A 24,778-nucleotide genomic window follows, 5' to 3' on the forward strand; every position below is an offset into this window, starting at 1 on the left:
GCTACTAGGAGCCACAAGTGTATGCGTAGAGTATCTATAGCTGAGGCGGTGCGGGAAATAGAGGACGGGGCTTCGATCGTGATGAGCCATGCGGCTGTCACGGCTGATCTGCTGACGGACGAACTGGTACGGCAAAAGGGGGAGCATCGAGGACTCAAGCTCTTTCATCTGATCCACCTCGGCAGTCAAGCCCACTTGGCACCCGATATGGCGGACTGTGTGCAGGTGAGGACGATGTTTATCCACGGGAGGGCGATACTGGAGGCGGTGGCTGAGCGTCGTGCCGAGTATATCCCGTGCCATTTTAGCCAGTTGTCGGACTTTTTTGGGCATACAATACCGGTGGACTGGGCGGTGGTGCAGGTCACCCCTCCGGACAGTCGGGGGCGGTACAGCCTGAGTCTGTCGTGCGACTATGGTTTGCCGGCTGTCCAAAAAGCCAAGCGTGTGATCGCGATAGTCAATGATCGCCTGCCTTTTGTCTACGGCGAAAACTACATTACGGCCGACCGAATAGACCTGCTGGTGGAGCACAGTGCGCCCCCTTTTGGGATAGAGCCAAAGGTGCCGACTGATCTGGAGCGTCGTATCGCTGAGATCTGCACCGAGTATGTGCCGGATGGTGCCACGCTGCAGGTGGGTATAGGTGGTATCCCCGATGCGGTCCTGGACGGGCTCACCGATCGCAAGGACCTGGGGATCCATACCGAGCTGCTGACTCCCGGTGTGCAGAGACTGCATGATACGGGGGCCATCACCGGGGCAAAAAAGGGGCACCGGGTCGGCAAGATGATCGCGACCTTTGCTCTAGGCAACCAAGCACTCTACGACTGGCTGCACCTCAATGAGGAGGTGGAGTTTTATCCCGCAGGTGTGGTCAATGACTACAGGGAGATTGTCGCCAACAACCGTATGATCTCCATCAACTCTGCTGTGGAGGTGGATCTGCTGGGGCAGGTGAATGCAGAGGTGATCAACGGACGTATGTACAGTGGCACGGGCGGTCAGGTGGACTTTGTGCGCGGTGCGTGTGGCTCTCCCGGTGGGTGCAGCATACTGGCTCTCCCATCGACGGCAAGGGGTGGGGCGGTCTCTAGGATCGTCGCCGGCCTGACCGACCATACGGCTACCACGCTCCGAAACGATGTCGATGTCATTGTCACCGAGTATGGTGCCGCCGAGCTGAGAGGACGCACCATGAGCGAGCGGGCAAAAGCTCTGATCGAGATCGCCCACCCGGACTTTAGGGAACGGCTGGAGGAGGAGTGGGCTACACGCTTTTCATAGCTCGTCGGTGCAACCATAGACTCTGCTCCTGAGGGTGCGGATCGCATCCTCGGGGAGGTGCTCGCTGGTGCACATGAGCCGAAGGGGGACCTCCTCATCCGTCTCACGATAGGGGGGCTGGATGTAGGGCGTATCGAGCAGGTAGAGCCCGTGCCGCTTGTAGAATGCGACGCGTCGACGTGTGAGCTCGTCCTCCGGTAGCTCCACCTCCAGGATCAGCGGAGTGTCCTTGGGTAGTTGGTCGAGCAACCACTGTAGCGCACGGCTGCCGTAGCCCTTGCGACGCGTGGAGGAGATGATGGCGAAGTGCTCCAAGTAGTGAAAGGTCGGAAACTCCCAGAAGTGCATGAAGCCAATATAGTGCTCCCCATCGCAAAATGCGTAGGAGCGAAAGTCACTGTCGTCGCCCAGCAGGTCGGGCAGCAGTCCCACGTCTCGTCGCTCAACGGAGGGGAAAGCAGTGGTGTAGGTCTCGAGGATGTGCGCCCACAGTGGGTCGTTGGGGTCGGTAATTCTTTGTGGTTTCACGGTTGTTGGAAATGAAGGTGTTGGAAAATCAATGGAGCCACAGGGCATGTCAGGCAACTGTAGGGGGCGCAATAGTGCTCGTGCAGCTGGAGTATGGCCTGAGTGTCGGCACTTGATCGGGGGGCAATCCCGTGGTCGGAGAATAGGCGGACTATTCGGTTTTGCTCCGGAGGCAACGTGGACAGATAGGCGATGGCCGCCTCTGCCATGCCTCGATCGCCTGTACTCCGTCCGTAGAGGTAGGCTGTGGGGATGATGGCGTTGATCAGTAGGGAGAGTAGCGTCGTCTGTCCCGGACCACCCATTTTGCGCTTGGCCGGGTGACCAAAGTCGATGTGCCTTTGCCAGTAGTCACTTGGTGGGTGGCTCAGTAGATCGGTGAGTGTCGTGTAGTCTTGGGCGACCATAGAGGCCCGCAGCTCGTCCTCCCGATGTATGAGCTGTGCAGCGATGGCCAGCATCCTTGTCGGATAGGATGGAGGGCGGACCCTTAGTTTTTTGAAAAGCCCATGCGGTAGGGGCGTGAGCCCAAACTTTTGTCGGTAAAAGGCATACTCGCCATACAGCTTGGCCTCGTATTCGTCCCGCGGTTGTTCTTCGATCAGGCCGGCTTGGCCTAGGAGCATCGCCTCGAGTGCCGTGAGGTCCGAGGCATGCTTTTTTAGGTAGGTGTAGGGGAGGGATCTGGCGACCTGCTCCATGGCGTCGTTGTTTTGGTGTGCGCCGAGGTACCGCAGTAGGGAGCGGTAAAAGAAGGTGGTCGCATACGGCTCCTCGGCATCGGTGAGCTTGTCGAGCTTTTGCAGCATTCGGTCTTGGAGCAGGCGGGGGGTCAGGTCATGGATTCGGTCGAGGTCGACAGCGGATATCTCCGGAGCGCACCGTAGGGCTTGCGGGCCCTCCTCCAGTGCTTCTATGCGTCGGATCACGCTCTTCTCCACATGGAGGGTGGCGGTGGGGATGCTCCTCTTTGTTGCATTTGTCGTGGGTCTGTCGTTGGTCAGTACCACGTGGAGTACCACGTTGTCGTATCTTTCGTCGGTGTCGTGTCCGTGATGGTACCAGTCCGATGCCTGTATATGGATCTCCACTGCGCCCACCCAGACGATGGAGCCGATCTCCACCTTGGCGACCAAGAAGTCGGGACCGGCACCAATGTTGTACTGCCCCACATCCAAGACAGTGACCGGCTCTCCGTCGACAGTGACCGAGTCGTACAGTCGGTTTTGCCAGATATAGTGCAGGGTACGCTCTTTCACCGGCTCATTGCTTTTTTGAGGTACTGTCCGGTGAAGGAGTCGCTCACCTCTGTCAGCCCTTCCGGTCTTCCTTGGTAGACGAGGTGTCCACCGGCTTTTCCGCCATCGGGTCCTAGGTCGATCACGTAGTCCGCACTCTTGATCACCTCCATATTGTGCTCCACGATGACGACAGTGTGCCCCTCATCCAGGAGTGCCCTAAAGGCATCCATCAGGACATGTATGTCGTGGATGTGCAGTCCCGTCGTCGGCTCGTCGAATATAAAGAGGGTATGCTCTCGTCGCTTGCCGATGAGGTAGGAGGCGAGCTTGACGCGCTGGCTCTCTCCACCGGAGAGGGTGCCGGAGTTTTGCCCCAGCTTCACGTACCCCAGTCCCACTCGCTCGAGGACGCTGATGGCTGAGGCGATACTGCCACAGTAGGGCTCTTCGTCGGCGTATTTCCCAAAAAAGGCTACCGCTTCACTCACTGTCATCTCCAGTATGTCGTAGATATTTTTGTCCCTAAAGCGCACCTCCAGCACATCGTCCTGAAATCTGCGCCCATGGCACTCCTCGCACTCGATCTCCATGTCGGCCATGAACTGCATCTCCACCGTCACCACTCCCTCGCCCTGGCAGTACTCGCAGCGGCCTCCCTCGCGGTTGAATGAAAAGAATCCAGCACTAAAGCCCAGTTGCTTGGAGAGTGGTTGCTCCGCCATCAGGTTCCGGATATCGTCATAGGCACCGATATAGGTCACGGGGTTGGAGCGGGTACTCTTGCCGAGAGCATCCTGTGAGACGTACTCGATTTGCTTCACATCCGACACATTGCCACTGATCTCGTCACATGCTACAGGGCTGTCGGTGGCCAAGCCACTCTTGATGGCACTCAGTCCCTCATAGAAGACCTCCCTTACCAGTGTACTCTTGCCACTGCCACTGACCCCCGTGACCACGGTCAGTACATTGAGCGGAAAAGTGACATCGATCCCCTTGAGGTTGTGCTTGTAGGCTCCCTTGATCACTATCGAGCGATCAAATGGGCGTCGCTCCGTCACCTCCGGGATCTTCATTCGACCTGTCAGGTACTCCACGGTGTAGGATTTGGTAGGCTTTTGGGGCAGGTCATTGGGGCTTCCTTGGTAGACGATCTCGCCCCCCAGTCTGCCGGCATTGGGGCCGAGGTCTATGATCAGGTCCGCCGCCCGTATCACCTCCTCGTCATGCTCCACGACGACGACTGTGTTGCCTGCATTGGTCAGGGCTCTCAGTACCTCGATCAGGAGGTGCGTGTCTCGTGCGTGTAGGCCGATACTTGGCTCGTCCAGTATGTAGAGGGCCCCTATCAGTCCGCCACTCAGCGACTTGGCTATCGTTATCCGCTGGCTCTCTCCGCCACTGAGGGTACCGGCTATGCGACCCAGAGTGAGGTAGTTTAGGCCGATGGCGTCCAAAAAGCCCACGCGGTGCCTTAGCTCGTCGAGGAGCTGCTCCCCTATCTTGCGGTCGTCGGCCGGCAGCTCCAGGTGGCGCAACCACTCGTTTAGCTCACCGATGGACATCTCGACCAAGTCTCCGATACTCTTGCCGGCTATCTTTACGTAAAAAGCCTCCTTTTTCAGCCGTTGCCCTTTGCACGTCGGGCAGATTGACTTGCCCCTATACCGAGCCAGCATGATCCGGTAGTGCATCTTGTGCGTGTTTTTGCGCAAAAAGTCAAAAAAGTCGTTGATCCCATACACTTGTCCCGGCTTGCCGTTCCACAGCAAGTCACGATCCGCATCGGAGAGCAGGTGGTACGGCTTGTGGATCGGGAAGCCCAGATCGGCCGTGTCTTGGATGAAGCGATCCTTCCACTTGGACATCTTGGCCCCTCGCCAGCACATCACGCACTCCTCGTAGAGCGACAGGCGTTTGTCTCGGATTACCCGATCCTCATCAATCCCCATCACCTGCCCGTACCCCTCGCAGGTCGGGCATGCTCCCAGGGAGCTGTTGAACGAAAAGAGCTTGTCCGTGGGCTCCTCAAAGAGTAGCCCATCCGCCTCAAAGCGGTCACTAAATGCTCGCTCTCCGCCCTCCCAAACGACCAAGCAATCGCCTCGCCCCTCAAAGAATGCGGTCTCCACCGAGTCTCCGATCCGGATGGTCGTCGCATCGCGATCCGGCTGTACCCGCACACGGTCGATCACCAAGTGCATCCCACTCTTTTTCATGCGGCTCAGACCCTTTGCCTCCAGTAGGTCGCTGATCCGAACCACCTCCCCCTCACGCAGCACACGCACATAGCCATTGGCCAGCTGCAACTGTAGGTGCTCCTCCAGTGAGCGACCGTGTGGCACAATCATCGGCGCACAGATCATTACCGCTGTATCCGGTGCGAGACTGTTCACAAAAGCTACCACATCTGCCGTGCTGTGACGCTTCACCTCCTCTCCGCTGATCGGACTGAAGGTGTGCCCCACGCGTGCAAAAAACATCCGCAAGTAGTCGTACACCTCTGTCATCGTCCCCACCGTACTGCGCGGTGTGCGGTTGGGGACCCGCTGCCGGATGGCGATGGCGGGCGGGATACCGGTGATGTAGTCCGCCTCCGGCTTGCTCATCTTGCTCACAAACTGCCGGGCGTACACGCTCAGGCTCTCCACGTACCGACGCTGACCCTCGGCATATAGGGTGTCAAAGGCAAGCGAACTCTTGCCACTGCCACTCAGACCTGATATCACCACCAGCTTGCCCCGAGGGATCTTGAGGGATATGTCCTTGAGATTATTGACCCGCACACCGTGGAGGTCGATATACTTTTGCTCCTCTACTTTGTCCATGCTCTATGCCCTGTCAGAGACTGTCTCACGAGAGGGATCTGCGAAATTGCACTTCGTGTATTCTCTGCCAATGGCTGTAAAGTTACCAAAATCAACGCATCGTTTCTAGGCTCTCTCATTCCCTCCGCCTATCGGTCGTTGAGGGGATTGTTTTTTTTTGGGGGGGGGGTGGTGCGGATTTTTTTTCTAGAGAATGTTGCACGAAGTGCCATTCTCGCACATTTGCTAAAATGTGCTGAGACTTTGCACGAAGGATGAGATGCAAGGCGCTGAGGATAAGGGCGAAGGGAGCGTACTCACGTACGTGACCTAGCCCGAATTCCGAAAGCAACGCAGCATATCGCCTTCGTGCAACAGTCTCTTCTATCCGTCTAAGCAATCGCTTCTGTCCGTGAAAACTTTTGCTTCTATCCGTGAATAGTTTCGCTTCTATCCGTGAAACTTGAGGTCCTCTGCAAGAATTTGATTTTTAGTGCTTTACAAAATCCGTTTTCGGACCAAAAAAATGGGGCTTTTTTTGCCCCCGATAGGAGACGAAAAAAAGCAAGGGCAACCCCCCGGGGGGCACTCTTGCTTTTTTGGGAAAAAGGCAATGAGCGTGGTCTCACACGCTCACTCTGCCCCGTATCTCCACTGATCAAAAGGCATAGGTCACCCCAAAGTCACAGGAGATGGTGGGGATGCCGTAGGTCGAGTCGGTCCTCTGCGAGTATCCGACACCAAAGCTGGGCAGAAGCATCGTCTTGATATTCAGACGATCGGTGATGCGGAAGTTGTAGCCGATACAGGGCGACATCATGAAGGTGTGCGACAGCTTGATAATGTCTTTGGACGGCTTTAGGGCGACCTTCCAGCTATCGTGGAAGTAGATCAGGTCAAAGCCGGCAAAAAATCCATCCCCTGCTTCGCCGGGACGAGCATACCAGCGGATCGCAACATTGACGAAGGGAGAGATGCCGTGGTAGTCTCCCATGAAGCCGATTCGAGTGGCGCCCTTGCTCTCTACGTTGCAGTTGGAGTAGTAGGGGTTTTCGCACTTTTTCTCCGGATCCGGGCCGAAGAGGAGGGGCTGAAAGTTCCAGTGAATTGCTTCGCCTATCCCATACCTCATGGTCCAGTGCTTGGCTATGGTGTGCTCAAAGGTGACCCCATTGCGCATACCCAGCTCTACGCTCCACCGTGTGGTCGGTAGGCCGGTTGATTGGGTGGATGTGGATTGGGACGATTGTCCCCATACGTTGTTTGCAAAAAGTGGCAGAGCCAAGGCGCAAGCCATCAAAGTCGTTTTGAGTCTCATGTGATTCATATCTATACAGAAGTCTTTTGATCTAATGAGGCGCAAAAGTAAAAAAAGTTATGAGCCGGCCAAGTGGTCGGTAGACTCGGCCACTGCTTTGTCTCTTTTTTGCTTGCTGATTATTTGCGGAAGGGCTCTTCGATGAAGCCGATGCCGTAGCCGAAGTGCTGTACAAAGGCGGCCACCACGCAGTAGACGGACTCTCGGGGGGTGTACCCCTTGAGGAGTGCATCTCCCAGTATCAGGAGGGCGTAGAGGAGGGGTAGCTGTACCAGGCCCACGGCGAGACTACCCAGGCAACCGAGGACAAAGAGGCTCGGCAGTGCGTGGACAACCTTGAGCGTGCCGGGGTGCTTGGCACGGAGTGTCCATCGTGCTCGTCCGCTGTGGCGTACTTGGCTAAAGAAGGCGGCGAATGTACTCCGTCGCTTGTGGTAGAGCCAGCAGTCGGGGTAGAGGGCTGAGGTGTGGCCGGACTCGATGACGCGCATGCTGAAGTCGAGATCCTCTCCGTACCTCATGCTCGTGTCAAAGCCCCCCAATTGGTCGAATACGCTCTTGCGTACCCCCATGTTGAAGGTCCGTGGGTAAAAGCGGTCGACGGTCTCTTTTTGCCCACCTCGTATGCCACCTGTGGTGAGGAAGGCGGTCATGCTGTAGCTGATGGCTTTTTGGATCGGGGTGAAGGTGTCGTGTCCTCGGTCGGGTCCGCCCCAGAGGTCGGCCTCTGTGGATCGGATGGCGCGAGTGACTGCCGAGAGGTACTCGGGGGGTAGGATGGTGTCGGAGTCGAGGAAGAGGAGCCACTCGCCCTCTGCTTGCCGGGCTCCGGTATTGCGTGCGGAGGACGGGCCTCCGTTTTTTTGAGTCAGGTACCGGAGTGCAAATGGTGCCGTGCTGTACTGCCGTACTACCTGCTCCGCGGTGATGGTGGAGCCGTCCTCTACGACGATGACCTCGATGGCCTCGTGTGGCTTGGTCTGGGTCGTGAGACTGTGCAGCAGCTCCTCCAGCTCTTCCGGGCGGTTGTATAGGGGGATGATGATGGAGATCATGGGAGAGGCGGGTTTTGCTCGTGATACATGGTCCGGTAGTAGTTGCGGTACTCTCCTCCGGTGACATTGTCCAGCCACTCTTGGTGGTCGAGGTACCAGCGTATGGTCTTTCGGATCCCCTCCTCAAAGGTGACCGATGGCTTCCAGCCCAGTTGGTCCGCTATCTTTTGGGCATCTATGGCGTATCGGAGGTCGTGCCCTTTGCGGTCCTTTACGAAGGTGATGAGTGGGAGTGAGTGCCCCTCGGGGTTGCCCAGCATCTCGTCGGTCGTGTGGATGACCAGCTTGATCAGGTCGATGTTGCGCCACTCGTTGTGCCCACCGATGTTGTAGGTCTCACCGGGTTGTCCCTTGTGTAGGATGAGGTCGATGGCTCGTACATGATCGGTGACAAAGAGCCAGTCGCGGATGTTGTCTCCCTTGCCGTAGATGGGTATGGGCTTGCCGGTGCGGATGTTTTGGATCACGAGGGGGATGAGCTTCTCGGGAAACTGGTAGGGGCCATAGTTGTTGGAGCAATTGGAGATGAGCGTGGGTAGGCCGTAGGTGTCGTGGTAGGCTCGGACGAAGTGGTCGGCGGATGCTTTGCTGGCCGAGTAGGGTGAGTGTGGGTCGTACCTATTGGTCTCGGAGAAGGGGGGCTCGCCCGGTGCCAGTGCTCCGTAGACTTCGTCGGTGGATATGTGAAAGAAGCGGGCAGTATCCATGAGGTCGTGTCGCTCCCAGTACTCTCGTGCGGCTTGGAGTAGGGTGAGTGTGCCGAGGACATTGGTGCGTGCGAAGGTGAAGGGATCCAGGATGCTGCGGTCGACGTGGCTCTCGGCGGCGGTATTGAGGATAGCGTCGATCCGGTACTGCTCCATCACGGCCTGCATGGTGGGGTAGTCGGCTATATCGGCGTGGATGAAGGTGTAGTTGGGGCACCCTTGGAGGTCTGTCAGGTTGTCGAGGTTGCCGGCGTAGGTGAGCTTGTCGAGATTGTGGATCTGTAGGTCCGGGTACTTTTGGACCATGTGTCGGACGAGGTTGGATCCGATGAATCCGGCTCCGCCGGTGATGAGTATGTTTTTCATGATTCTTGAGGGTCGTCTTGGTTGGCTACCTTTTGGAGGTACTTGCCGTATTCGTTTTGGGCCATTTCGTCGGCGCACCGGAGCAGTTGGCTCTGTGAGATCCAGCCGTTTCGGTAGGCGATCTCTTCGAGGCAGGCGATCTTGAGTCCTTGGCGTTTTTGGATCACTTCGACAAAGGTGGAGGCTTCGCTGAGGGAGTCGAAAGTGCCGGTGTCGAGCCAGGCAAACCCTCGGCCCATGAGTGTGATGTCGAGGGTTTTTGCTCGGAGGTAGGTGTCGTTGACGGAGGTGATCTCGAGCTCTCCTCGTGCCGATGGTTTGATCTGCTTGGCTATCTGTATAACGTTATTGGGGTAAAAGTAGAGGCCGACGACGGCGTGATGGGACTGTGGGTGGCGGGGTTTTTCCTCAATGTGCACGGGCTTGCCATCCCGTAGGGTGACGACTCCGTAGCGCTCCGGCTCATCCACTTGGTAGCCAAATATGTGGGCGTGGCGTGCACTCCGGACACTCGTCACGGCAGTGCGTAACATCTCACTGAGGCCGCGACCGTAGAAGATGTTGTCGCCTAGGATGAGGCAGACATCATCCGAGCCAATGAACTCCTCCCCGATCACAAAAGCCTGGGCCAAACCATCGGGCGAGGGTTGCACAGCGTACGAGAGGCGTATGCCGTAGTCGCTTCCGTCGCCCAGCAGGTGCCGAAATGCCGGGAGGTCGTGTGGCGTGGAGATGAGAAGTATGTCGCGTATACCGGCCAGCATAAGGGTCGACAGCGGGTAGTAGATCATTGGTTTGTCGTACACGGGCAGGAGCTGCTTGCTGACCCCTTTCGTGATGGGATAGAGTCTGCTGCCGGATCCGCCGGCGAGGATGATGCCTTTCATGGATGGTGTGGACATGGTTTTTGGGGGGTGGCTACTCGATTTCGCTGAGCTCCAGCCAGCGCATCTCTTTTTCGTCGATCTCGTCTTTTAGTGCGGTGTATTGGTTGGCAAGCCGAGTCAGTTCGTCCGGAGCCACTGTCCCGCTATTCATTGTTTCTGTGATTTGATGGAGTTGCTTTTGGAGCTCGGGGAGCTCGTTTTCGATAGCGTCGAACTCTTGTTGCTCTCTGTAGCTGCGTCTCTTTTTTCGGTCTTGCCGTATGGGCTTGTCGGTCGGTGGTGTGGTGGATGCTTGGGTGTGCGCCTTGGTGGCTGTGCTTTTTTGCCGGAGTCGGTAGTCGGTATAGTTGCCCGGAAAGTCCTCCACACTGCCATCTCCGCAGAGGACAAAGAGGTGCTCGGCCAGTCGATCCATGAAGAATCGGTCGTGCGATACTATCAGGAGGCAGCCACTAAAGTCCGTAAGGTACTCCTCCAGTACTTGTATGGTGGGGATATCGAGATCGTTGGTGGGCTCGTCCAGCACGAGGAAGTTGGGGTTGTCCATCAGGACTGTGCAGAGCTGCAGTCGTCTCTTTTCTCCTCCACTGAGCTTGGCGACGTAGTCCTGCTGGCGTGCCGGTGAGAAGAGGAAGCGGTTAAGGAACTGCATGGCACTAATGCTTTTGCCACTGCTCAGGGTAATGTGCTCCGCTCGGTCGGTAAGTACTTCGATCACCTTTTTGTCCTCCGGAAATTGGGGCGGTGTCTGGGCAAAGTAGCCAAAGCGGACGGTCTCACCTAGCGTGATGGTACCGGCTGTGGGCTGGATCAGCCCCATGATGAGCTTGATGAGTGTGGTCTTACCGGCACCATTTGGCCCTATGATACCCACTCGATCCCTGCGGGCAAAGTCGTAGGAAAAGTCGCGGAGGACCACTTTGTCGCCAAAGGACTTGCAGAGACCTCGGGCCTCAAAGATCTTTTTGCCAATATACAATGATCCGGCACTCTCCAGTGTGGGTTGGCGTGAGGTGCTGGCCGATCGGAGCCGTGACTCGGTCTCGTGAAAGGCGTCTTTGCGGTACTTGGCCTTGGAGGAGCGTGCCTGTGGTGTGCTGCGCATCCACTCCAGCTCACGCCGATAGATATTGCGGAGCGACTGTTGCTCTGCTTGCATTTGGTCCAGTCGCTCTTGTCGCTTTTCGAGGTAGAGGGAGTAGTTGCCCTCGTAGGTGTATAGTCTGTGGTCGTCTAGCTCAATGATGGTGTCGCACACTTGATCCAGGAAGTATCTGTCGTGTGTGACCATGAGGAGTGTTACGGGCTTTTCTCTGAGGTACTCCTCGAGCCACTCTGTCACGTCGGGGTCGAGGTGGTTGGTAGGCTCGTCCAGGATGAGGAGGTTGGGTGCGTCGAGTAGCACGGAGGCGAGTGCGATCCGCTTGTTTTCTCCGCCGGATAGCCCTTGGGTGGATCTGGTGGGGTCGGTGAGGTGTAGGCGATCGAGCAGTGCCGTGAGCTCTTGTGTGATACTCCAGCCATCGAGGGCATCCATCTGCGCCATGGCTTGCATGAGTGTCTGTGGATCCTTGCTCTGCTCGGCCTCCTCGTAGCGCTCGATGGCGTTGCGCAGCTCCGGACGTATCCCGCTGAGGCAGGCGGTGAGGATGTCGGGGTAGTCGCCAAAGTCGGAGTGCTGAGGTAAATAGGCCACTCGTGCTTCCTTGGGGATTAGGACCGTGCCGGAGTCTGCCGGCTCTTTCCCGATCAGGATCTTCAGGAGGGTACTCTTGCCGGCTCCATTTGGGGCGATGAGACCCACCTTTTGTCCTTCCTCCAGTGAAAAGGTGAGGCCTCGAAACAACTCAAGGACGCCAAAACTCTTGGATAAGTTGTCTACCTGTAGTATTGCCATAGTGGATTGCTATCGAGTGTATGATCTGGCGAAGTGGATCATGAGGTCAAAAAAGACGATCTTGATGTTGGCGTTTTGCATGAGTTCGTTGCGGGCATTGTCTAGGTTTTCCATGAGAGCGGGGTAGGCTGCAAAGGGCAGCCTCTCCGCTATTTTTTGTAACCGTGGCAGGTCGGCGGATGGGATGTAGACGGCATCTGTGAGGCCGAGACGCAGGGCATTGGCCTCGCGGAGCAGCCCGATGATCCGGTCGATAAGGTCGATTACCTGTGGGCGACTTGCTTTGGCGATCTCTTCGGTCATGCTCAAGTAGAGCCTGGGATCGCTCACCAGGGTCGTCTCGAGTAGGGTGAGGGCTTGTTGTGCCAGGGGGTCTTTGACTCCAGAGGCGAGGCGGAGAGCTTGGTAGAGATTGCCTTGTGCTAGGTGGCCCACCTCCACAGCCTCCACGGAGGCCAGTCCAAATCGATCGGCGAGCAATGTCCGCAGAGTCTCCTCGGGTATCGGGGGGATCCGAACTCTCTGAAAGCGACTGACGATGGTCGGTAGCAGCAGGTCCGGACGATGGCTTACAGCCAGGAAGATCATCTCCTCCGGGGGTTCTTCAAAGAGCTTGAGGAGCTTGTTGGCCGTATCGCTTCTCATGGTCTCGGGTTGCCAGATGAGGACTACTTGGTGGTGGCTTTGGAAGGACTTGAGGACGCTCTTCTTGGAGAGTTTGTCGGCCTCGGCCACCAGTATATTCAGCTGCTTATTGCCGGAGTCGAGTGTCTCTTGCCACTCTTGGTTGGTGAAGCGGACGTGCTTTTGCATCATTTTGGCAAAGGCGTCCGCATAGTCGCTTGCTGTTGTCTCCTTCTCACCCTCTTTTGCGATCGGATAGATGATGCTAAAGTCCGGGTGCTGCCACTCGTCCATCTGCCGGCACGAGAGACAGCTACCACAGGGACCTTCATCGGTGGGGTGCTCACAGAGAATGTGTCGGGCAAAGGCCACCGCCAGGGGAAAAGCCTCTCCGCCCGGCATCCCCTCCAGGAGTAGCGCATGAGGGATGGTCCCTCGGCTCACTAGGTCGCAGAGGTGACCGATCTGTCGTGCTTGGCCGTAGACCTCACTGTAGTCGGGGAGGATGCGATGGGGCATTGCCGGTGGATCAGTATAGGGTGTGGTGGGGTTGGCTGTTGCCACCAAAGCTATCTGTCGGACGGTCGTCGTGGCTGCCAAAGTGCTTCATGAATTGGCTCCTCTGCATCAGGTTGGCATGGTCGACACGCGTGGCGGCCAGCCTACCTATCAGCTCATCGACACTCTTGTACCTATGATCCTCCATCCACTTGTGGAGAAAGTCCAGGCTCTCCGCCACGATACGTGCACCGCCGTGGTAGAGTGCCGTGCAGTACTGGACGGCATTGGCACCGGCCAGCAGTCCTTTCACGAGGTCCTTGCCGTCACGAGCACCGGACGAGATAGCGATGGAGAGATCCGGCACCGTCCCACGTACCAGAGCGGTATAGCGTATGCCGTCCAAAAGGTCCGTCTCGCTGCTAAAGACTGGCCCCGAGACAATGGACTCATTCCGAATGTCAATGTCCGGAAAGTAGCTCCGGTTGAATAGCACCACACCCTCTGCTCCTGCGATAGAGAGGCTTCGGCAGAGGCTGATGATATTGGTATAGTACTTGGATAGCTTGAGGGTGATGGGGGTCGACGCCGGAAGGACGGCTACCAAGTCCGACACCATCTGTATGAGGTTGCGCTCCGCCACTCCCCACTCTTGCGCACGGTCAGTGTCGATACGCATGACATTGAGCTCCAGGGCATCGGCACCGGCTTCCACGAGAGTCCGGGCATACTCGATCCACCGATCCGACTTGTAGCAGTTGATGCTGGCGATCACCGGTATCTCCAGTGTGTCTTTGCAGGCCTTGACGAGGTCGGTGTGCTGTGCCAGTGCATGATCACGGACATAGCTTTGCAGGTATTCATCCGCCCCAGGAAAGTCATAGCTTTGGTTCTCCAGCGAGGCTGCTTCGTGCTCTATCTGCTCCTCAAAAATCGACTTGAGTACCACTGCACCGGCCCCTCCTTTGGCGAAGTCTTGTATCTTCTTGGGATCTTGGGTCAGGCCTGAGCTGGCTATGACGAACGGGCTTTGTAGGCTTAGGGTCTTAGCGTATTTGGTGGAGATGGTTGCCATAAACGTTGGGCGATGTAGGTTCTAAAAAAAACAAATGCACTTCTTTTCTTACCCCCTTTCACAAAGATAGCAAGAAATTGCAAGGTGCGACGCGACACCTACGTCTCCTGCTCGTCATCTCCGTGCTCCCAAAGCCTGTCGCCCACTTTTTGCATCTCCCGCTTTGCAAAGGTTAGGATCATTTTTTGTTGTCTGTTGTTGTGAAAAAACACAAGCCAGTGGTCTCTAAAACCTCAAGTCGCTATGCGATGGGGTACCTAGTAATAGGTATTTTCATTGATTGTGCATCTAGAGTGGCCTTACTTTCTGGATAATTAACAAGCTACGACACATGAAAGGTGGTATTATTGTTGTAACTTGTACACTCAAGAGAGAGTGTGTATAAAGTGAGAGGCTGGCTTCCCTCTTTTGATCCTTACTGTTTATTGGAAGCAACGGCACTCACTCATCTTTCATTACCTATAGAAGTATGAAAATAATAGAGATAACCGGAATAAAGTCCGAAAATGCCAAGAAGATGGTTGGTGCACTCAATGCGTACCTAGCCAACCTCCATGTCTACTACTCCAACCTGCGTGGCTTTCACTGGCATGTCCAGGGCGTCACTTTTTTTGGAATGCATGCCAAGCTAGAGGAGTTGTACGACCAAGTTTTTGAGCAGATCGATGCTGTGGCAGAGCGTGTATTGATGCTAGATGGTATTCCTACCCGCAGGTTTGAGGAGATTCAGGGCTTAGCAACACTTCGTGAGACAGGGGTCATCACCGATGCCACCGAGATCACCAAGCAAGTTCTTCACTCCATCAAGGTTTTGGTAGAGGGAGAGCGTGAGTTGTTGTCTCTTGCAGGAGAACTGAATGACGATGCCACAGCTGACCTCATCACCGGCTTTTTGACGATGCACGAAAAGCAAGCTTGGATGTTCACTGCGTTGCTCCAATAAGGTCAGTCTCATAGAGACGTGAGGGGGTGTGTCAAAAGTTACTTTGGCACACCCCCTCTTTTGGTCTTTCTTGCTAAAATCTGCTTTGCTTTTTTCCCTTCCTCGCAAGGCTCAATTTTTTCTTCTATCCGTCTAAGCGATCGCTTCTATCCGTGAAAAGTTTTGCTTCTATCCGTGAACCCGATCGCTTCTATCCGTGAAACTCAAAGCTCCTTGCAAGTGTTTGATTATCAGTCTCTCCAAAAAGGTGTTTTTGGCCCCGAAAAATCGCTTTTTTTCTGGGGGGTCCGCTTTTTGCCCTCTTTTTGGTCGGAGGTGACTCAGAAGCGGTAGCCGAAAGAGAAGTTCATAAAGATCGGGTAGAGATTCATCCCCAGGCCCTTGAAACTTCGCTCAAAGATCGTACCCCAGCCCCAAGTCAGGTCGGAGTTGATCGTAAAGTCTCGTACCGCCAGCCAGGTGGCACCTACCTGGAAGCCTCCATTGTGCCTCCTGAGGTGCTCGTTGAAGTTGTACGCACCCATGCCGTCATCACCGAAAGTGAGTTTTTCGCCCACCGGTGATCCAATCCGTAGGTAACCATCGTGCACAAATCCGGTAAAGCTCTGGCTGAGCATGTAGGAGTAGTAGTAGCCGGCACGTACCTTCCACTTTTCGCCCAGCTTGTAGTTGATCATCAGTGGCAGGGTGAGTGCCGTGGCGGAGTAGGTGGTCGAGACGGCACCGGTGTAGTTGCCCGATATAGTTTGGCCGGCATTGACGATCTCGGTGTGCTGGTTTTTGACCCGTGCATCGGTTTTCATCCCTTTTTCTTCAAACTTTAGCCCCAGCGAAATCCCGATCTCCGGGCTCTTGGGCAACCATCGTGTGACCACGACCTCGGCCGTGCCATTGAGTCGTGGACTGTAGGATCCGATGCCACGGATCTCGACCGGCAGTGGGCAGGGGGATACGGCACCGATATTGACTCCTTGCTTTAGTTCAAAGTCCCAGCCGAGCTGACGGTGACGTGGTGTGTCATCGGCACTGACGTTGAGGGCAAGTGCCAGTAGTGTGAGTAGAAACAATTGCTTTTTCATTGCTCGGCTTTTTCTTCTTTGGTGAATAGTTTGATTTCATCGACGGTCAGGTGGCTGTCCACTGCTCCCTCAAACTTTGCCGCATTTAGGCTCGACGAGAAGACAATGGAGTAGCTGTACTTCCCCTCACGGAGCTTGTCGGGGTCAATGGACTTCCCATTTTGTGGCTCAAAGGGGATCAAGAAGTGGTGCCACTTGCCATCCCCCACTTTCTCCTTGATCCGTGCCAGTAGCACGAGGTCGGGGTGGGTTAGAGAATTGGTGCCATCAAGGTGTTTGGTGCCGTTTGAGGTGTCAAAGACAATGGCATAGAGGTCAAAGGTATCCTGCTTGCCCTCTAGTACCTTCCGGTCCTTGTCGATCAGTACCGGCCCCGGTGTGTAGCGGTAGTAGCCTCCCAGAAAGGCCGGCTCGACCGTGAGTGGCATCCCAAACTCAGTTGCCTTTAGTGGGCTGAAAAGAAGCAGACCGGTATTGAGGTTGCCTAGGAATAGGCTTCCGGCCGCTATGGGCTTGCCTTTTGTGAAAAAGCCCATGTCCGGGATGCTACGGGTCACCAGTGCGGCCGCCTTGCCCCGATAGCCATCCTCTGTCTGGTAGGTGGGGTAGGCATTGGCGGGAGCATCCTGATTGGTCATCGAGAAGCCGAGGTTGCCTGTAGCCCAGTCCATAGCCGGGGTGCCGTCCTCATTTGGCTCATAGAAGATGTGAAAATACTTCTTGCCACTGTTGTCGGTGTGAAACCGTGCGTGCTCAAAGTCAAAGCTGAGTGGTGCCTCCTTTTGGGCAACGGACACTTGGTACTCTTTGGACCAAGCTCCATCCTCGGAGGTTACCGTGTAGGTTTGGGGCTTGCTAAAGTCCAATGGTGTCCCGGAGGCGGGATGGATCTTTGCCCCGGGGGTGAGCTCGAAGCATGGGGCCAGCTTGGTGGCATCCTCCCAGCCATGCAGGTAGATCGTCACGGTGTTGTTGGTCAGGACAGTGGGGCGCAACAGCGTCACGCCCTCTATGCTGACTCCCAGAATGTCCGCCTCGGCATTGGGCACCTCGTGTCGGATACATCCCGGAAGGATCCACGTGAGCAGGAGCAGCGCAATGACCACAGACCATTTTTGTCTCAGTGTTGTTGGCTTCATTGGTGTCTTTTTTGATGTGTTAGTACCTAATCTGCTTTCGTCCTCTCCCCTCAAAAAAAAATCAAGCAAAGGTACGCTTTATTTTTCAGAGTGTGACGGGAAGACAAGTCACCGCTGTCGGAAAGTCCCCAATGCTCTGACAATGTAACGGTTGCACTGATCGAAACTCCTCGCTTGGGGGCAAATACAAGGAGCGGAGTGTCCGGTGGGCACTCCGCTCCATTCGATATGGGTCGGAAAGGGTATGCGAACTACTCTCTCTCGTCCTGAGGAGGGTACCAGGAGGCGTACATCCGGTAGTTTCTTGCCGTGCGTTGGCTCAAAAACTCTGCTTGCTCCTGATCCAACCACTTCACAAACTTGGCCGGCACTCCGGCATAGAGGCTCCCCGGCTCCACCTGTGTGCCACTCAGTACGACCGCACCGGCGGCGATGACCGCACCTCGTCCTACGACGGCATTGTCCATCACGATGGCACCCATGCCGACCAGGACGCCCTCGCAAAGGTGGGCACCATGGATGATGGCATTGTGCCCCACGGAGACGTTGTCCTCGAGGATACTGACTGACTTTTCGTAGAGGGTGTGGATGATGGCGCCGTCTTGGATATTGACCCCTTTGCCGATCCGGATGCTGTTGACATCTCCTCGCACAACGGCCGAAAACCAAATGCTACTCCCACTCCCGATCTCCACGTCGCCTACCACGGTGGCATTGGCGGCCAAGAAGACCTCCTCGGCGATCTTGGGTGTAAACCCCCGCACAGTCTGGATTACCGGCATGGCTTTAGCGAGTGAGAGGGGTGGTCTTGGCTCGTAGCCAGTCGGCTTCGTGGACGGTCAGAAGGGGTGAGATCTCTTCGTAAACTCTCTGTTGGTAGTCGTTGTACCACTTTAGCTCCTCATCAGTGAGGAGCTCCACCTCCACCAGGTTGTTGTCGAGGTAGCAGAGGGTGAGGGTCTCAAAGCGGTAAAATGGTACCCCGTCCTCACCTACTTGGTAGGGAACGGTGCGGATCAGGTTCTCGATCCGGATACCGTACTTATTAGTGGGGTAGTAGCCCGGCTCGTTGGAGGTGACCATGCCCGGTAAGAGAGGGGTATTGTTCTCCTCCAGACGGATGTTTTGCGGCCCCTCGTGGACGTTGAGGAAGTGGCCTACGCCGTGCCCGGTGCCGTGGGTGAACATCTTGCACTCACGCCAGAGGAATCGCCGTGCCAGTACATCCAGCTGTGCTCCACGTGTGCCGGCAGGGAAGATGGCGGTGGCGATGCCTATGTGTCCTTTGAGGACATTGGTGTAGTCGTGCTTTTGCTGGGCAGTGGGGTGTCCGTCGAGGGAGATGGTGCGGGTGATATCCGTCGTGCCGTCGTGGTACTGGCCGCCCGAGTCGAGCAAAAACATCCCACTCCGCTCTAGCTTGGCCGATCCTTCCTTTGTCGCATGGTAGTGAACGATGGCGCCGTTGGCATTGTAGCCGGCAATGGTTGCAAAGGAGTCGCTGACGTAGCCCTCGCCTTGTGCCCTAAATTCGGCCAGCTTTAGTCCGATCTCGTACTCGGTCGGATGTCCTCCCTCTGCCAAGGTCTGCTCCAGCCACATGAAGAAGCGAGTCAGTGCCACAGCGTCTCGGCGCATCACACGCTTGCATCCTTGGTACTCGGCTTCGTTTTTCTGTGCTTTGAGTAGGGTTACCGGGCTCAGCTTGTGTACCTGGGTGCAGGATTCGGGTATGGAGGCATAGAAGGCATAGTTGGTCCGAACCGGGTCGACCCATACCACCTGGTTGTCTGCAATGGCTCGTACATCTTTGTAGATCTCTTCGTAGGGCTTGATGGTGACGCCGTTTTGCTCAAGGGTTTGGCGCACCTCGTTGGTGAGCTTTTGTGGTAGGGTGTAAAAGGCGACCTCCTCCGGGGTGATCATACCGTATGCGATGCCTACGGGGTTGTAGTCCACGTCTTTTCCGCGGACGTTGAAGAGCCAAGCCACCTCATCCAGCATGGTGAGTATGATGGTGTCTGCTCCGCCTTGCGCCAGCGCTTGGCGGGTCTTCTGTACCTTTTCGGCGGTGCTGACCCCGGCGTACTCGAGGGGTTGGACGAAAAATGGGTGTGTGGGGATCTCTCGCTTTTCTTCCATCAAGTCGGAGATGAGCTCCCGATCAGTGACCACTTTCACGCCACCGATCTTGAGCTCTCGTATGTAGTCGAGAGCGACGTTCGCGGGCATTGAGCGACCCCAAAAACCAACCCGCTTGACCTGCTCGTTGGTCCTGAGGTAGTCGGCGATGGTCGGGACACCGGGCATCCCCTCCTTCATCAGCTGTATGGTGGTCCCTTCTAGGACGGCTGTAGCCTCTAGGAAGTAGCGCGAGTCGGTCCACAAAAAGGCCTCGTCGGTCGTGACCACCACTGTGCCTGCGGATCCCAAGAATCCGGAGATCCACTGGCGGTACTGCCATACTTCGGGGGTGTATTCGCTCAGGTGCTGGTCCGAGCTGGGTATGATGTAGGCATCCAGGTTGGCTTTTGCCATGGAGGCCCTTAGGTCGTTGAGTCTGGAGATGATTTCGTTTTTCATACTCATATTATATAGTATTGGTGAGATTGTATGTTGTCTTGTTTTATTGTGCAGAGTGTGCGGGGCGCAGTAGGTCGTTGACCGTCTTTACGGGGTTGAATGTGTCGGCCGGCACTTCCACAAAGGCGGTGTTCCACTTGCTCATGGCGCCATTCCACAGGCCGGGCAGCTCGAGGGCTTTTAGCTCTTGCCCGTTTTTGCTCTTATTGCTGATAAATCCGGTGTCCGGGTCTACAAAAAGGCGCAGATCGTACTTATTCCCTCGGTAGTCTTTGGTACAGCAGACGATGTCTACGGGATTGAAGTATCGGCTGTTCCGAAACTCACTCTCGGCGTGCAGATCTTCTTTGTTGATCTGTGAGGCCTCCAGTATTTGCAGCCCCGTGCGGCCATCTTTGTCACGGATGATGTAGGGCCCGCCACCCGGCTCTCCCTCATTGCGCACCATTCCACACACGCGTATGGGGCGATTGAGGAGCAGGCGGAGTAGTCTTGCTATGGCCTCACTGTTTTCCTCCTGTCGAATCTCGGCGAGGGCATCATCGCCATCCACGCCGGACAGCTCCCCGGTCTCGATACAAAACGCATCCCGCATGAAGGCCTGTATCTCCGACAAAAGGGTGGCTCCGGGGTGAGGATTGCTTGCCAGCAGGCCGGCGTATCGGTACACTTTGTCGCGCAGGCTCACGAGGTAGCCGCCCAGTATCTTTTGGTGTATGATGGTGCTGCTTTTTTGGAAATCTGGGACGACGTTGTCGATATTTTTGATGAAGATGATGTCGGCATCGACGTCGTTGAGGTTCTCGATCAGGGCACCGTGTCCGCCCGGTCTAAAGACCAAAGCCCCCTTTTCGTCTCGTATGGGATGGTTGTCGAGATCCACTGCCACGGTGTCGGTACTCGGCTTTTGGATCGAGTGTGTGACACTAAACACAGTGCCGTAGGTCTCCTCGAGTGCCTCTTTGCGACGCTGCAGGAGTGCCTCAAAAGGCTTGATGTGCTCCGGAGAGAGGGTGAAGTGTAGGTGAGTCACCCCACTGCTGTTGCGAGTGTATAGGGCACCCTCGGCCAGATGCTCCTCCATGGCGGTACGAGGTGTCTGTGGGTACTTGTGAAAGAGGACAAGTGCCTTGGGGAGGTTGGCATAGTTGAGCCCCACCTCAGTCAGGAGGTACTTGATCACGACACGCTCCTCGCCTCGCTCGAATAACTTGGGTACGGTCTTGCCTCCCTCTCCGAGCATGCAGGCGCGGTTGAGTGCGTCGTAAAAGGCAAAGCTCTGTATGTGATCCAATACTTCACGGACCGCCGGAGAGGGCTCGTCACCATTGAGAAATCGATGTAGATCCCGAAACATCCGTGAGGCCGCTCCGGAGGCGGGGACAAACTTGAGGACCTTCACCGAAGGGTCTCGGAGCACGTCGGCCCAGGTCTCGAGAGCCGAGGCGGACTGCTTTTCGTTGAGGACGGTGATCCCACTTTTTGCATCGGCGGCACGAACAATGCTGAGGTACGGGAATCCCTCCTCAAAAGCACTTAGTTGTCGCTCCAGCTGGGTTCGGCTGATCCCTTTGCGCTCTATCTGCGCTAGGTCGGCGGGGGTGGGTTGGTAGGTTTCCATATTCATGTTAGCGTAGAGGGGTATGGCTATTTCCGTATCTTCACAAATGTACAAAATTCCCGCACACCGTGTCGGAATAGTCCGGGATATTTCCAAAACACGCCCTCCGCCGACACCCCGCTCCGAACCCCTCCCAAACGGCTCCAAAACGCCCATCTGTAAGTATCTGAAAATGAGTGTGTCCAGAGAGGCATCGAGTTTCACGGATAGAAGCGAAAGTTTTCACGGATAGAAGCGAAAGTTTTCACGGATAGAAGCCGATGCTTAGACGGATAGAAGCGAAAAAATCAATCGCTCGTCCTCCTTGTGCAATAGTCTCGGAAATGTGCTAAATTTGGGAGAGTTTGTGGCCCCTGTGCCCACTGTGTCGTTTTTCTCACTGCTAAGTCAATCATTTGCCCTATGAATACCCGATATCACCTCCTCGCACGCCTGCTCCTGCTCCTTGTGGGTGGCACTTTGTGGGTCGGCTGCACGAGCGAAGCCCCTCTCTTTCCGGACACGGTCGTCCGAAAGGCTGGTGAGGATCTCACCCAAAAGCTATCCGCACTCTCTCTAGATCCGAGCGTGACCAAGCCGGCGACGGATACCCTGACTCGCGAAGAGTCCGATGCGCTGACCTTCCTCTACGCCTACATGGATCTGCCGGATCTCATGGACCACACACCGGAGTACTATCTGGCCAATACCCGGGTGGCACTCCAAGCGCGTCGGGAGCTCCCGTGGGGGTCACGAGTGCCGGCCAAGATTTTTAGGCACTTTGTACTTCCGCTGCGGGTCAACAACGAGTTTTTGGACGACTTTAGGACCACCTACTACACCGAGTTGCGCGATCTCGTCCGTGGAATGACCATGGAGCAGGCGGTGCTGGAGCTCAACCACTGGTGCCACAGGCACATTACCTATGCGCCCAGTGATGGTCGTACCTTGCCTCCCCTCTCCACACTCCGCAATGCCCTCGGTCGCTGTGGCGAGCAGAGTACCTTTGTGGTCGCTGTGCTGCGTACTGTGGGGATTCCAGCCAGGCAGGTCTACACACCTCGCTGGGCCCATACCGACAACAACCACGCCTGGGTGGAGGCTTGGGTGGACGGTGAATGGCACTACCTGGGAGCCAGTGAGCCGGCCCCGGTGCTGGACAATGCGTGGTTCGATGCACCGGTACTGCGCGCCATGCTCCTCCACACGACGGCTTTTGGACACTACAGCGGCGATGAGGAGTTTTTGAAACAAACCCCCGTCTCCACTGAGCTCAATGTCTCCGACAACTATGTCCCCACCGCCAATGCCAAGGTGAGGGTGCTCAACCCCGACGGCACACCTGCGGAGGGAGCCGAGGTCACCTTTAGGCTGTACAACTATGCGGAGCTCTACCCCCTTGTCCGCCGGACAGCCAATAATCTGGGTGAGGCCAGTGCTCGCTTGGGACTAGGCGATATCGTCGTCGTCGCCAATAGGGGTCCGCTCATCGCGATGCAAAAGCTATCGGTACGACCGGATGCGGCACCGCTGGTGCTCACTCTGGGAAGCTGGGAGGATTTGCCGGAGGAGCAATTGTTTCGGCTGACTCCGCCCACAGAGAAGCGACCGAAGGTGCGCTTTACGCCCGAGCAGGCGGAGGCCAACAGCCGCAGGATGGCACAAAACGACTCCGTCCGGCTCGCCTATACCGCCACTTTCCCGACACGTGAGCAGGGCTACGACCTGGCCAAGTCGCTCGGACTGGCAGGGAAAATGGCAGATCAAGTGGCCGAGTATGTCGTCGACAGCAGAGGCAATCACAAGGTGGTCACCTCTTTTGTCACCTCGGCTTGCGCACAAGGCCGTGCCGAGCAGGCAGTGGCTCTGCTGAGTACACTTCGGACCAAAGATCTGGGAGATATACCCGCAGAGGTCCTACAGGACGCTCTGGATCGAGACCTGACACCCGCACAGTGGCAGGACCCCAATATCGTCTCTCCACGTGTGATGCTGGAGACCATATTTCCGGTGGAGAAAGAGCTGGAGAGCTGGGCTACAGAGATCACCGATGCGGCTCATGCCACTTCGATCCAGGGTCGTGCCAAAGCGATAGGGGAGCTGGTCCGTACTTTTTGGATCGATGACACCTACAACCCCAAGCGCATGCAGATGAGTCCGGCCTCCACGTGGCGACTAAGAGGAGGCGATGAGCGCAGTGTCATCGTCCTACTCGTGCGCCTACTGCGTGCGGCAAAGGTGCCGGCGCGCTACGACACAGCCAATGGCGTGGTCCTCTATGCCGATGAGTCCGGCGCCGAGCATATCGTGCCTCTGGCAACCCGCAAGGAGGGCGAGGAGGATGAGGAGGTGGCACTCTCCGGCGAGGGATGTCCGCTCCAACTCACCTATACCGAAACACAATCGTTCCTCAAAAAGCCACAGTACAATGTCCACTATAGTGTGAACTACCTGCGTGAGAAGGATAGCGACCTGAGAAGCTATGAATTTGAGTACGGTGCCGAGCTGTCCGCTGTCAACGGATCTCGCCTCTTGTACCAGCGCAACTTCCTCAGCACCGGTGTACGGCAGGCGGATGGCACAGCGCGCTATATGCTGCGCAAGTTGCCGTGCGACATCCCGACCGAGCTACGCTTTGACATCGATGAGAGTGAGGTCAATGTGATCGGTGAATTGGACGCAGAGAGCCTCTATTTCGACCTCGATGCTCGGGCCGAAAAGTCCATCCTGAGCACCACCGGCAGAGGATACTACCTACTCGTACTCGCCCGCCCAGGCCACGAGCCGAGCGACCATATCCTTCGAGACTTGGGGACACTAGTGGATGAGGGGGGCAAGCTCCCTGTGCCCACACTTGTCTTGACCCAAGAGGGACAGGATGGGCAGTCACTGCACGATCTCCTGCCACAAGCCATCCGAGGAACCGACACCCAAGGTCTGCTGGGCAAGGTGGCGGCCGGAATGGAGCAGACACAGCCACTGGACTATCCTGTGGTGGTGGTTGCGGATACATTCAACCGGATCGTGTTTTTCAGCCAAGGCTACACCATCGGCATAGGGGATCGTATCGCTGCCGTACTCAGCTCCATCCGAGTGGATGAGTAGACGCTTGTACCCTCGAGAAAAATGTTGCCCTCGTGCAAA

Annotated in this window: 18 protein-coding genes; 3 read left to right on the forward strand and 15 right to left on the reverse strand. The window is 56.3% G+C overall.

Translation table 11 applies throughout. The annotated features are described in order from the left end of the window. The first annotated feature begins 21 nt into the window (after nucleotides 1-21). The gene (locus AC1EK1_RS03130) at nucleotides 22-1,287 is read left to right on the forward strand and encodes an acetyl-CoA hydrolase/transferase family protein (protein WP_480305673.1); all 1,266 of its coding nucleotides are present in this window, start codon (nucleotides 22-24) and stop codon (nucleotides 1,285-1,287) included. On the opposite strand, the gene AC1EK1_RS03135 is transcribed toward AC1EK1_RS03130, so the two are convergent. The 10 genes from AC1EK1_RS03135 to AC1EK1_RS03180 all read right to left on the reverse strand — a co-directional run bounded on the left by AC1EK1_RS03135 (nucleotide 1,282) and on the right by AC1EK1_RS03180 (nucleotide 14,290). Next, entirely contained in the window at nucleotides 1,282-1,815 is a 534-nt protein-coding gene (locus AC1EK1_RS03135; RefSeq protein WP_480305675.1) for a GNAT family N-acetyltransferase, read from the reverse strand. The two genes, AC1EK1_RS03130 and AC1EK1_RS03135, sit on opposite strands and share 6 nt — an antisense overlap. Beyond that, nucleotides 1,812-3,074, reverse strand: coding sequence for a DUF2851 family protein (locus AC1EK1_RS03140; RefSeq protein WP_480305676.1), 1,263 nt, complete (start codon nucleotides 3,072-3,074; stop codon nucleotides 1,812-1,814). Before AC1EK1_RS03140 ends, AC1EK1_RS03135 begins: the two co-directional genes overlap by 4 nt. Further along, a complete protein-coding gene (gene uvrA / locus AC1EK1_RS03145; RefSeq protein WP_480305677.1) occupies nucleotides 3,071-5,884 on the reverse strand; it encodes an excinuclease ABC subunit UvrA in 2,814 nt (937 codons plus the stop codon). Before uvrA ends, AC1EK1_RS03140 begins: the two co-directional genes overlap by 4 nt. Before the next feature lie 637 nt (nucleotides 5,885-6,521). Beyond that, nucleotides 6,522-7,190 carry a hypothetical protein gene (locus AC1EK1_RS03150; RefSeq protein WP_480305679.1) on the reverse strand — a complete coding sequence of 223 codons (669 nt, stop codon included), beginning with the start codon at nucleotides 7,188-7,190 and terminating at the stop codon, nucleotides 6,522-6,524. A 110-nt stretch (nucleotides 7,191-7,300) separates the two neighbouring features. After that, the gene (locus AC1EK1_RS03155) at nucleotides 7,301-8,236 is read right to left on the reverse strand and encodes a glycosyltransferase family 2 protein (protein ID WP_480305680.1); all 936 of its coding nucleotides are present in this window, start codon (nucleotides 8,234-8,236) and stop codon (nucleotides 7,301-7,303) included. Continuing rightward, a complete protein-coding gene (rfbB, locus tag AC1EK1_RS03160) occupies nucleotides 8,233-9,309 on the reverse strand; it encodes a dTDP-glucose 4,6-dehydratase (RefSeq protein WP_480305681.1) in 1,077 nt (358 codons plus the stop codon). The genes AC1EK1_RS03155 and rfbB overlap by 4 nt, the downstream gene beginning before the upstream one ends. After that, nucleotides 9,306-10,196 carry a glucose-1-phosphate thymidylyltransferase RfbA gene (rfbA, locus tag AC1EK1_RS03165; RefSeq protein WP_480305899.1) on the reverse strand — a complete coding sequence of 297 codons (891 nt, stop codon included), beginning with the start codon at nucleotides 10,194-10,196 and terminating at the stop codon, nucleotides 9,306-9,308. Before rfbA ends, rfbB begins: the two co-directional genes overlap by 4 nt. A gap of 31 nt (nucleotides 10,197-10,227) precedes the next feature. Next, entirely contained in the window at nucleotides 10,228-12,093 is a 1,866-nt protein-coding gene (locus AC1EK1_RS03170; protein ID WP_480305682.1) for an ABC-F family ATP-binding cassette domain-containing protein, read from the reverse strand. A gap of 9 nt (nucleotides 12,094-12,102) precedes the next feature. Then, nucleotides 12,103-13,317 (reverse strand): DNA polymerase III subunit, encoded by a 1,215-nt coding sequence (locus AC1EK1_RS03175; protein ID WP_480305683.1) that lies wholly within the window; start codon nucleotides 13,315-13,317, stop codon nucleotides 12,103-12,105. After that, complete coding sequence (locus AC1EK1_RS03180) at nucleotides 13,247-14,290, reverse strand: dihydroorotate dehydrogenase-like protein (protein WP_480305684.1); 1,044 nt, start codon at nucleotides 14,288-14,290, stop codon at nucleotides 13,247-13,249. Before AC1EK1_RS03180 ends, AC1EK1_RS03175 begins: the two co-directional genes overlap by 71 nt. Before the next feature lie 469 nt (nucleotides 14,291-14,759). On the opposite strand from AC1EK1_RS03180, the gene AC1EK1_RS03185 reads away from it, so the two are divergent. Continuing rightward, nucleotides 14,760-15,233, forward strand: a complete 474-nt coding sequence (locus AC1EK1_RS03185; protein ID WP_480305685.1) for a Dps family protein — start codon at nucleotides 14,760-14,762, stop codon at nucleotides 15,231-15,233. 320 nt (nucleotides 15,234-15,553) lie between these two features. Here AC1EK1_RS03185 and AC1EK1_RS03190 read toward each other — a convergent pair whose 3' ends face one another. The 5 genes from AC1EK1_RS03190 to AC1EK1_RS03210 all read right to left on the reverse strand — a co-directional run bounded on the left by AC1EK1_RS03190 (nucleotide 15,554) and on the right by AC1EK1_RS03210 (nucleotide 21,655). Continuing rightward, a complete protein-coding gene (locus tag AC1EK1_RS03190; protein WP_480305686.1) occupies nucleotides 15,554-16,312 on the reverse strand; it encodes a porin family protein in 759 nt (252 codons plus the stop codon). Then, nucleotides 16,309-17,451 carry a PCMD domain-containing protein gene (locus AC1EK1_RS03195; RefSeq protein ID WP_480305687.1) on the reverse strand — a complete coding sequence of 381 codons (1,143 nt, stop codon included), beginning with the start codon at nucleotides 17,449-17,451 and terminating at the stop codon, nucleotides 16,309-16,311. Before AC1EK1_RS03195 ends, AC1EK1_RS03190 begins: the two co-directional genes overlap by 4 nt. A gap of 251 nt (nucleotides 17,452-17,702) precedes the next feature. Beyond that, nucleotides 17,703-18,233 carry a gamma carbonic anhydrase family protein gene (locus AC1EK1_RS03200; protein ID WP_480305688.1) on the reverse strand — a complete coding sequence of 177 codons (531 nt, stop codon included), beginning with the start codon at nucleotides 18,231-18,233 and terminating at the stop codon, nucleotides 17,703-17,705. Between the two features lie 4 nt (nucleotides 18,234-18,237). Beyond that, nucleotides 18,238-20,034, reverse strand: a complete 1,797-nt coding sequence (locus tag AC1EK1_RS03205; protein ID WP_480305900.1) for an aminopeptidase P family protein — start codon at nucleotides 20,032-20,034, stop codon at nucleotides 18,238-18,240. Nucleotides 20,035-20,077: 43 nt separating this feature from the next. Further along, nucleotides 20,078-21,655: a DUF4301 family protein gene (locus AC1EK1_RS03210; protein ID WP_480305901.1), complete on the reverse strand. Its 1,578-nt coding sequence runs from the start codon at nucleotides 21,653-21,655 to the stop codon at nucleotides 20,078-20,080. A gap of 402 nt (nucleotides 21,656-22,057) precedes the next feature. On the opposite strand from AC1EK1_RS03210, the gene AC1EK1_RS03215 reads away from it, so the two are divergent. Then, the gene (locus AC1EK1_RS03215) at nucleotides 22,058-24,739 is read left to right on the forward strand and encodes a transglutaminase domain-containing protein (RefSeq protein WP_480305689.1); all 2,682 of its coding nucleotides are present in this window, start codon (nucleotides 22,058-22,060) and stop codon (nucleotides 24,737-24,739) included. Nucleotides 24,740-24,778: the final 39 nt, after the last annotated feature.

It is taken from the genome of Porphyromonas sp. C0026D3, assembly GCF_056590775.1.

Excerpts from the sequence above, each read along its gene's own strand:
- AC1EK1_RS03180 (WP_480305684.1), bottom strand. The coding sequence starts at position 14,290 with ATGGCAACCATCTCCACCAAATACGCTAAGACCCTAAGCCTACAAAGC.
- AC1EK1_RS03200 (WP_480305688.1), bottom strand. The coding sequence starts at position 18,233 with ATGCCGGTAATCCAGACTGTGCGGGGGTTTACACCCAAGATCGCCGAG.
- AC1EK1_RS03130 (WP_480305673.1), top strand. The coding sequence starts at position 22 with ATGCGTAGAGTATCTATAGCTGAGGCGGTGCGGGAAATAGAGGACGGG.
- AC1EK1_RS03195 (WP_480305687.1), bottom strand. The coding sequence starts at position 17,451 with ATGAAGCCAACAACACTGAGACAAAAATGGTCTGTGGTCATTGCGCTG.
- AC1EK1_RS03170 (WP_480305682.1), bottom strand. The coding sequence starts at position 12,093 with ATGGCAATACTACAGGTAGACAACTTATCCAAGAGTTTTGGCGTCCTT.
- AC1EK1_RS03215 (WP_480305689.1), top strand. The coding sequence starts at position 22,058 with ATGAATACCCGATATCACCTCCTCGCACGCCTGCTCCTGCTCCTTGTG.
- AC1EK1_RS03155 (WP_480305680.1), bottom strand. The coding sequence starts at position 8,236 with ATGATCTCCATCATCATCCCCCTATACAACCGCCCGGAAGAGCTGGAG.
- uvrA (WP_480305677.1), bottom strand. The coding sequence starts at position 5,884 with ATGGACAAAGTAGAGGAGCAAAAGTATATCGACCTCCACGGTGTGCGG.
- AC1EK1_RS03185 (WP_480305685.1), top strand. The coding sequence starts at position 14,760 with ATGAAAATAATAGAGATAACCGGAATAAAGTCCGAAAATGCCAAGAAG.
- AC1EK1_RS03210 (WP_480305901.1), bottom strand. The coding sequence starts at position 21,655 with ATGGAAACCTACCAACCCACCCCCGCCGACCTAGCGCAGATAGAGCGC.
- AC1EK1_RS03150 (WP_480305679.1), bottom strand. The coding sequence starts at position 7,190 with ATGAATCACATGAGACTCAAAACGACTTTGATGGCTTGCGCCTTGGCT.
- AC1EK1_RS03190 (WP_480305686.1), bottom strand. The coding sequence starts at position 16,312 with ATGAAAAAGCAATTGTTTCTACTCACACTACTGGCACTTGCCCTCAAC.
- AC1EK1_RS03205 (WP_480305900.1), bottom strand. The coding sequence starts at position 20,034 with ATGAAAAACGAAATCATCTCCAGACTCAACGACCTAAGGGCCTCCATG.
- rfbA (WP_480305899.1), bottom strand. The coding sequence starts at position 10,196 with ATGAAAGGCATCATCCTCGCCGGCGGATCCGGCAGCAGACTCTATCCC.
- rfbB (WP_480305681.1), bottom strand. The coding sequence starts at position 9,309 with ATGAAAAACATACTCATCACCGGCGGAGCCGGATTCATCGGATCCAAC.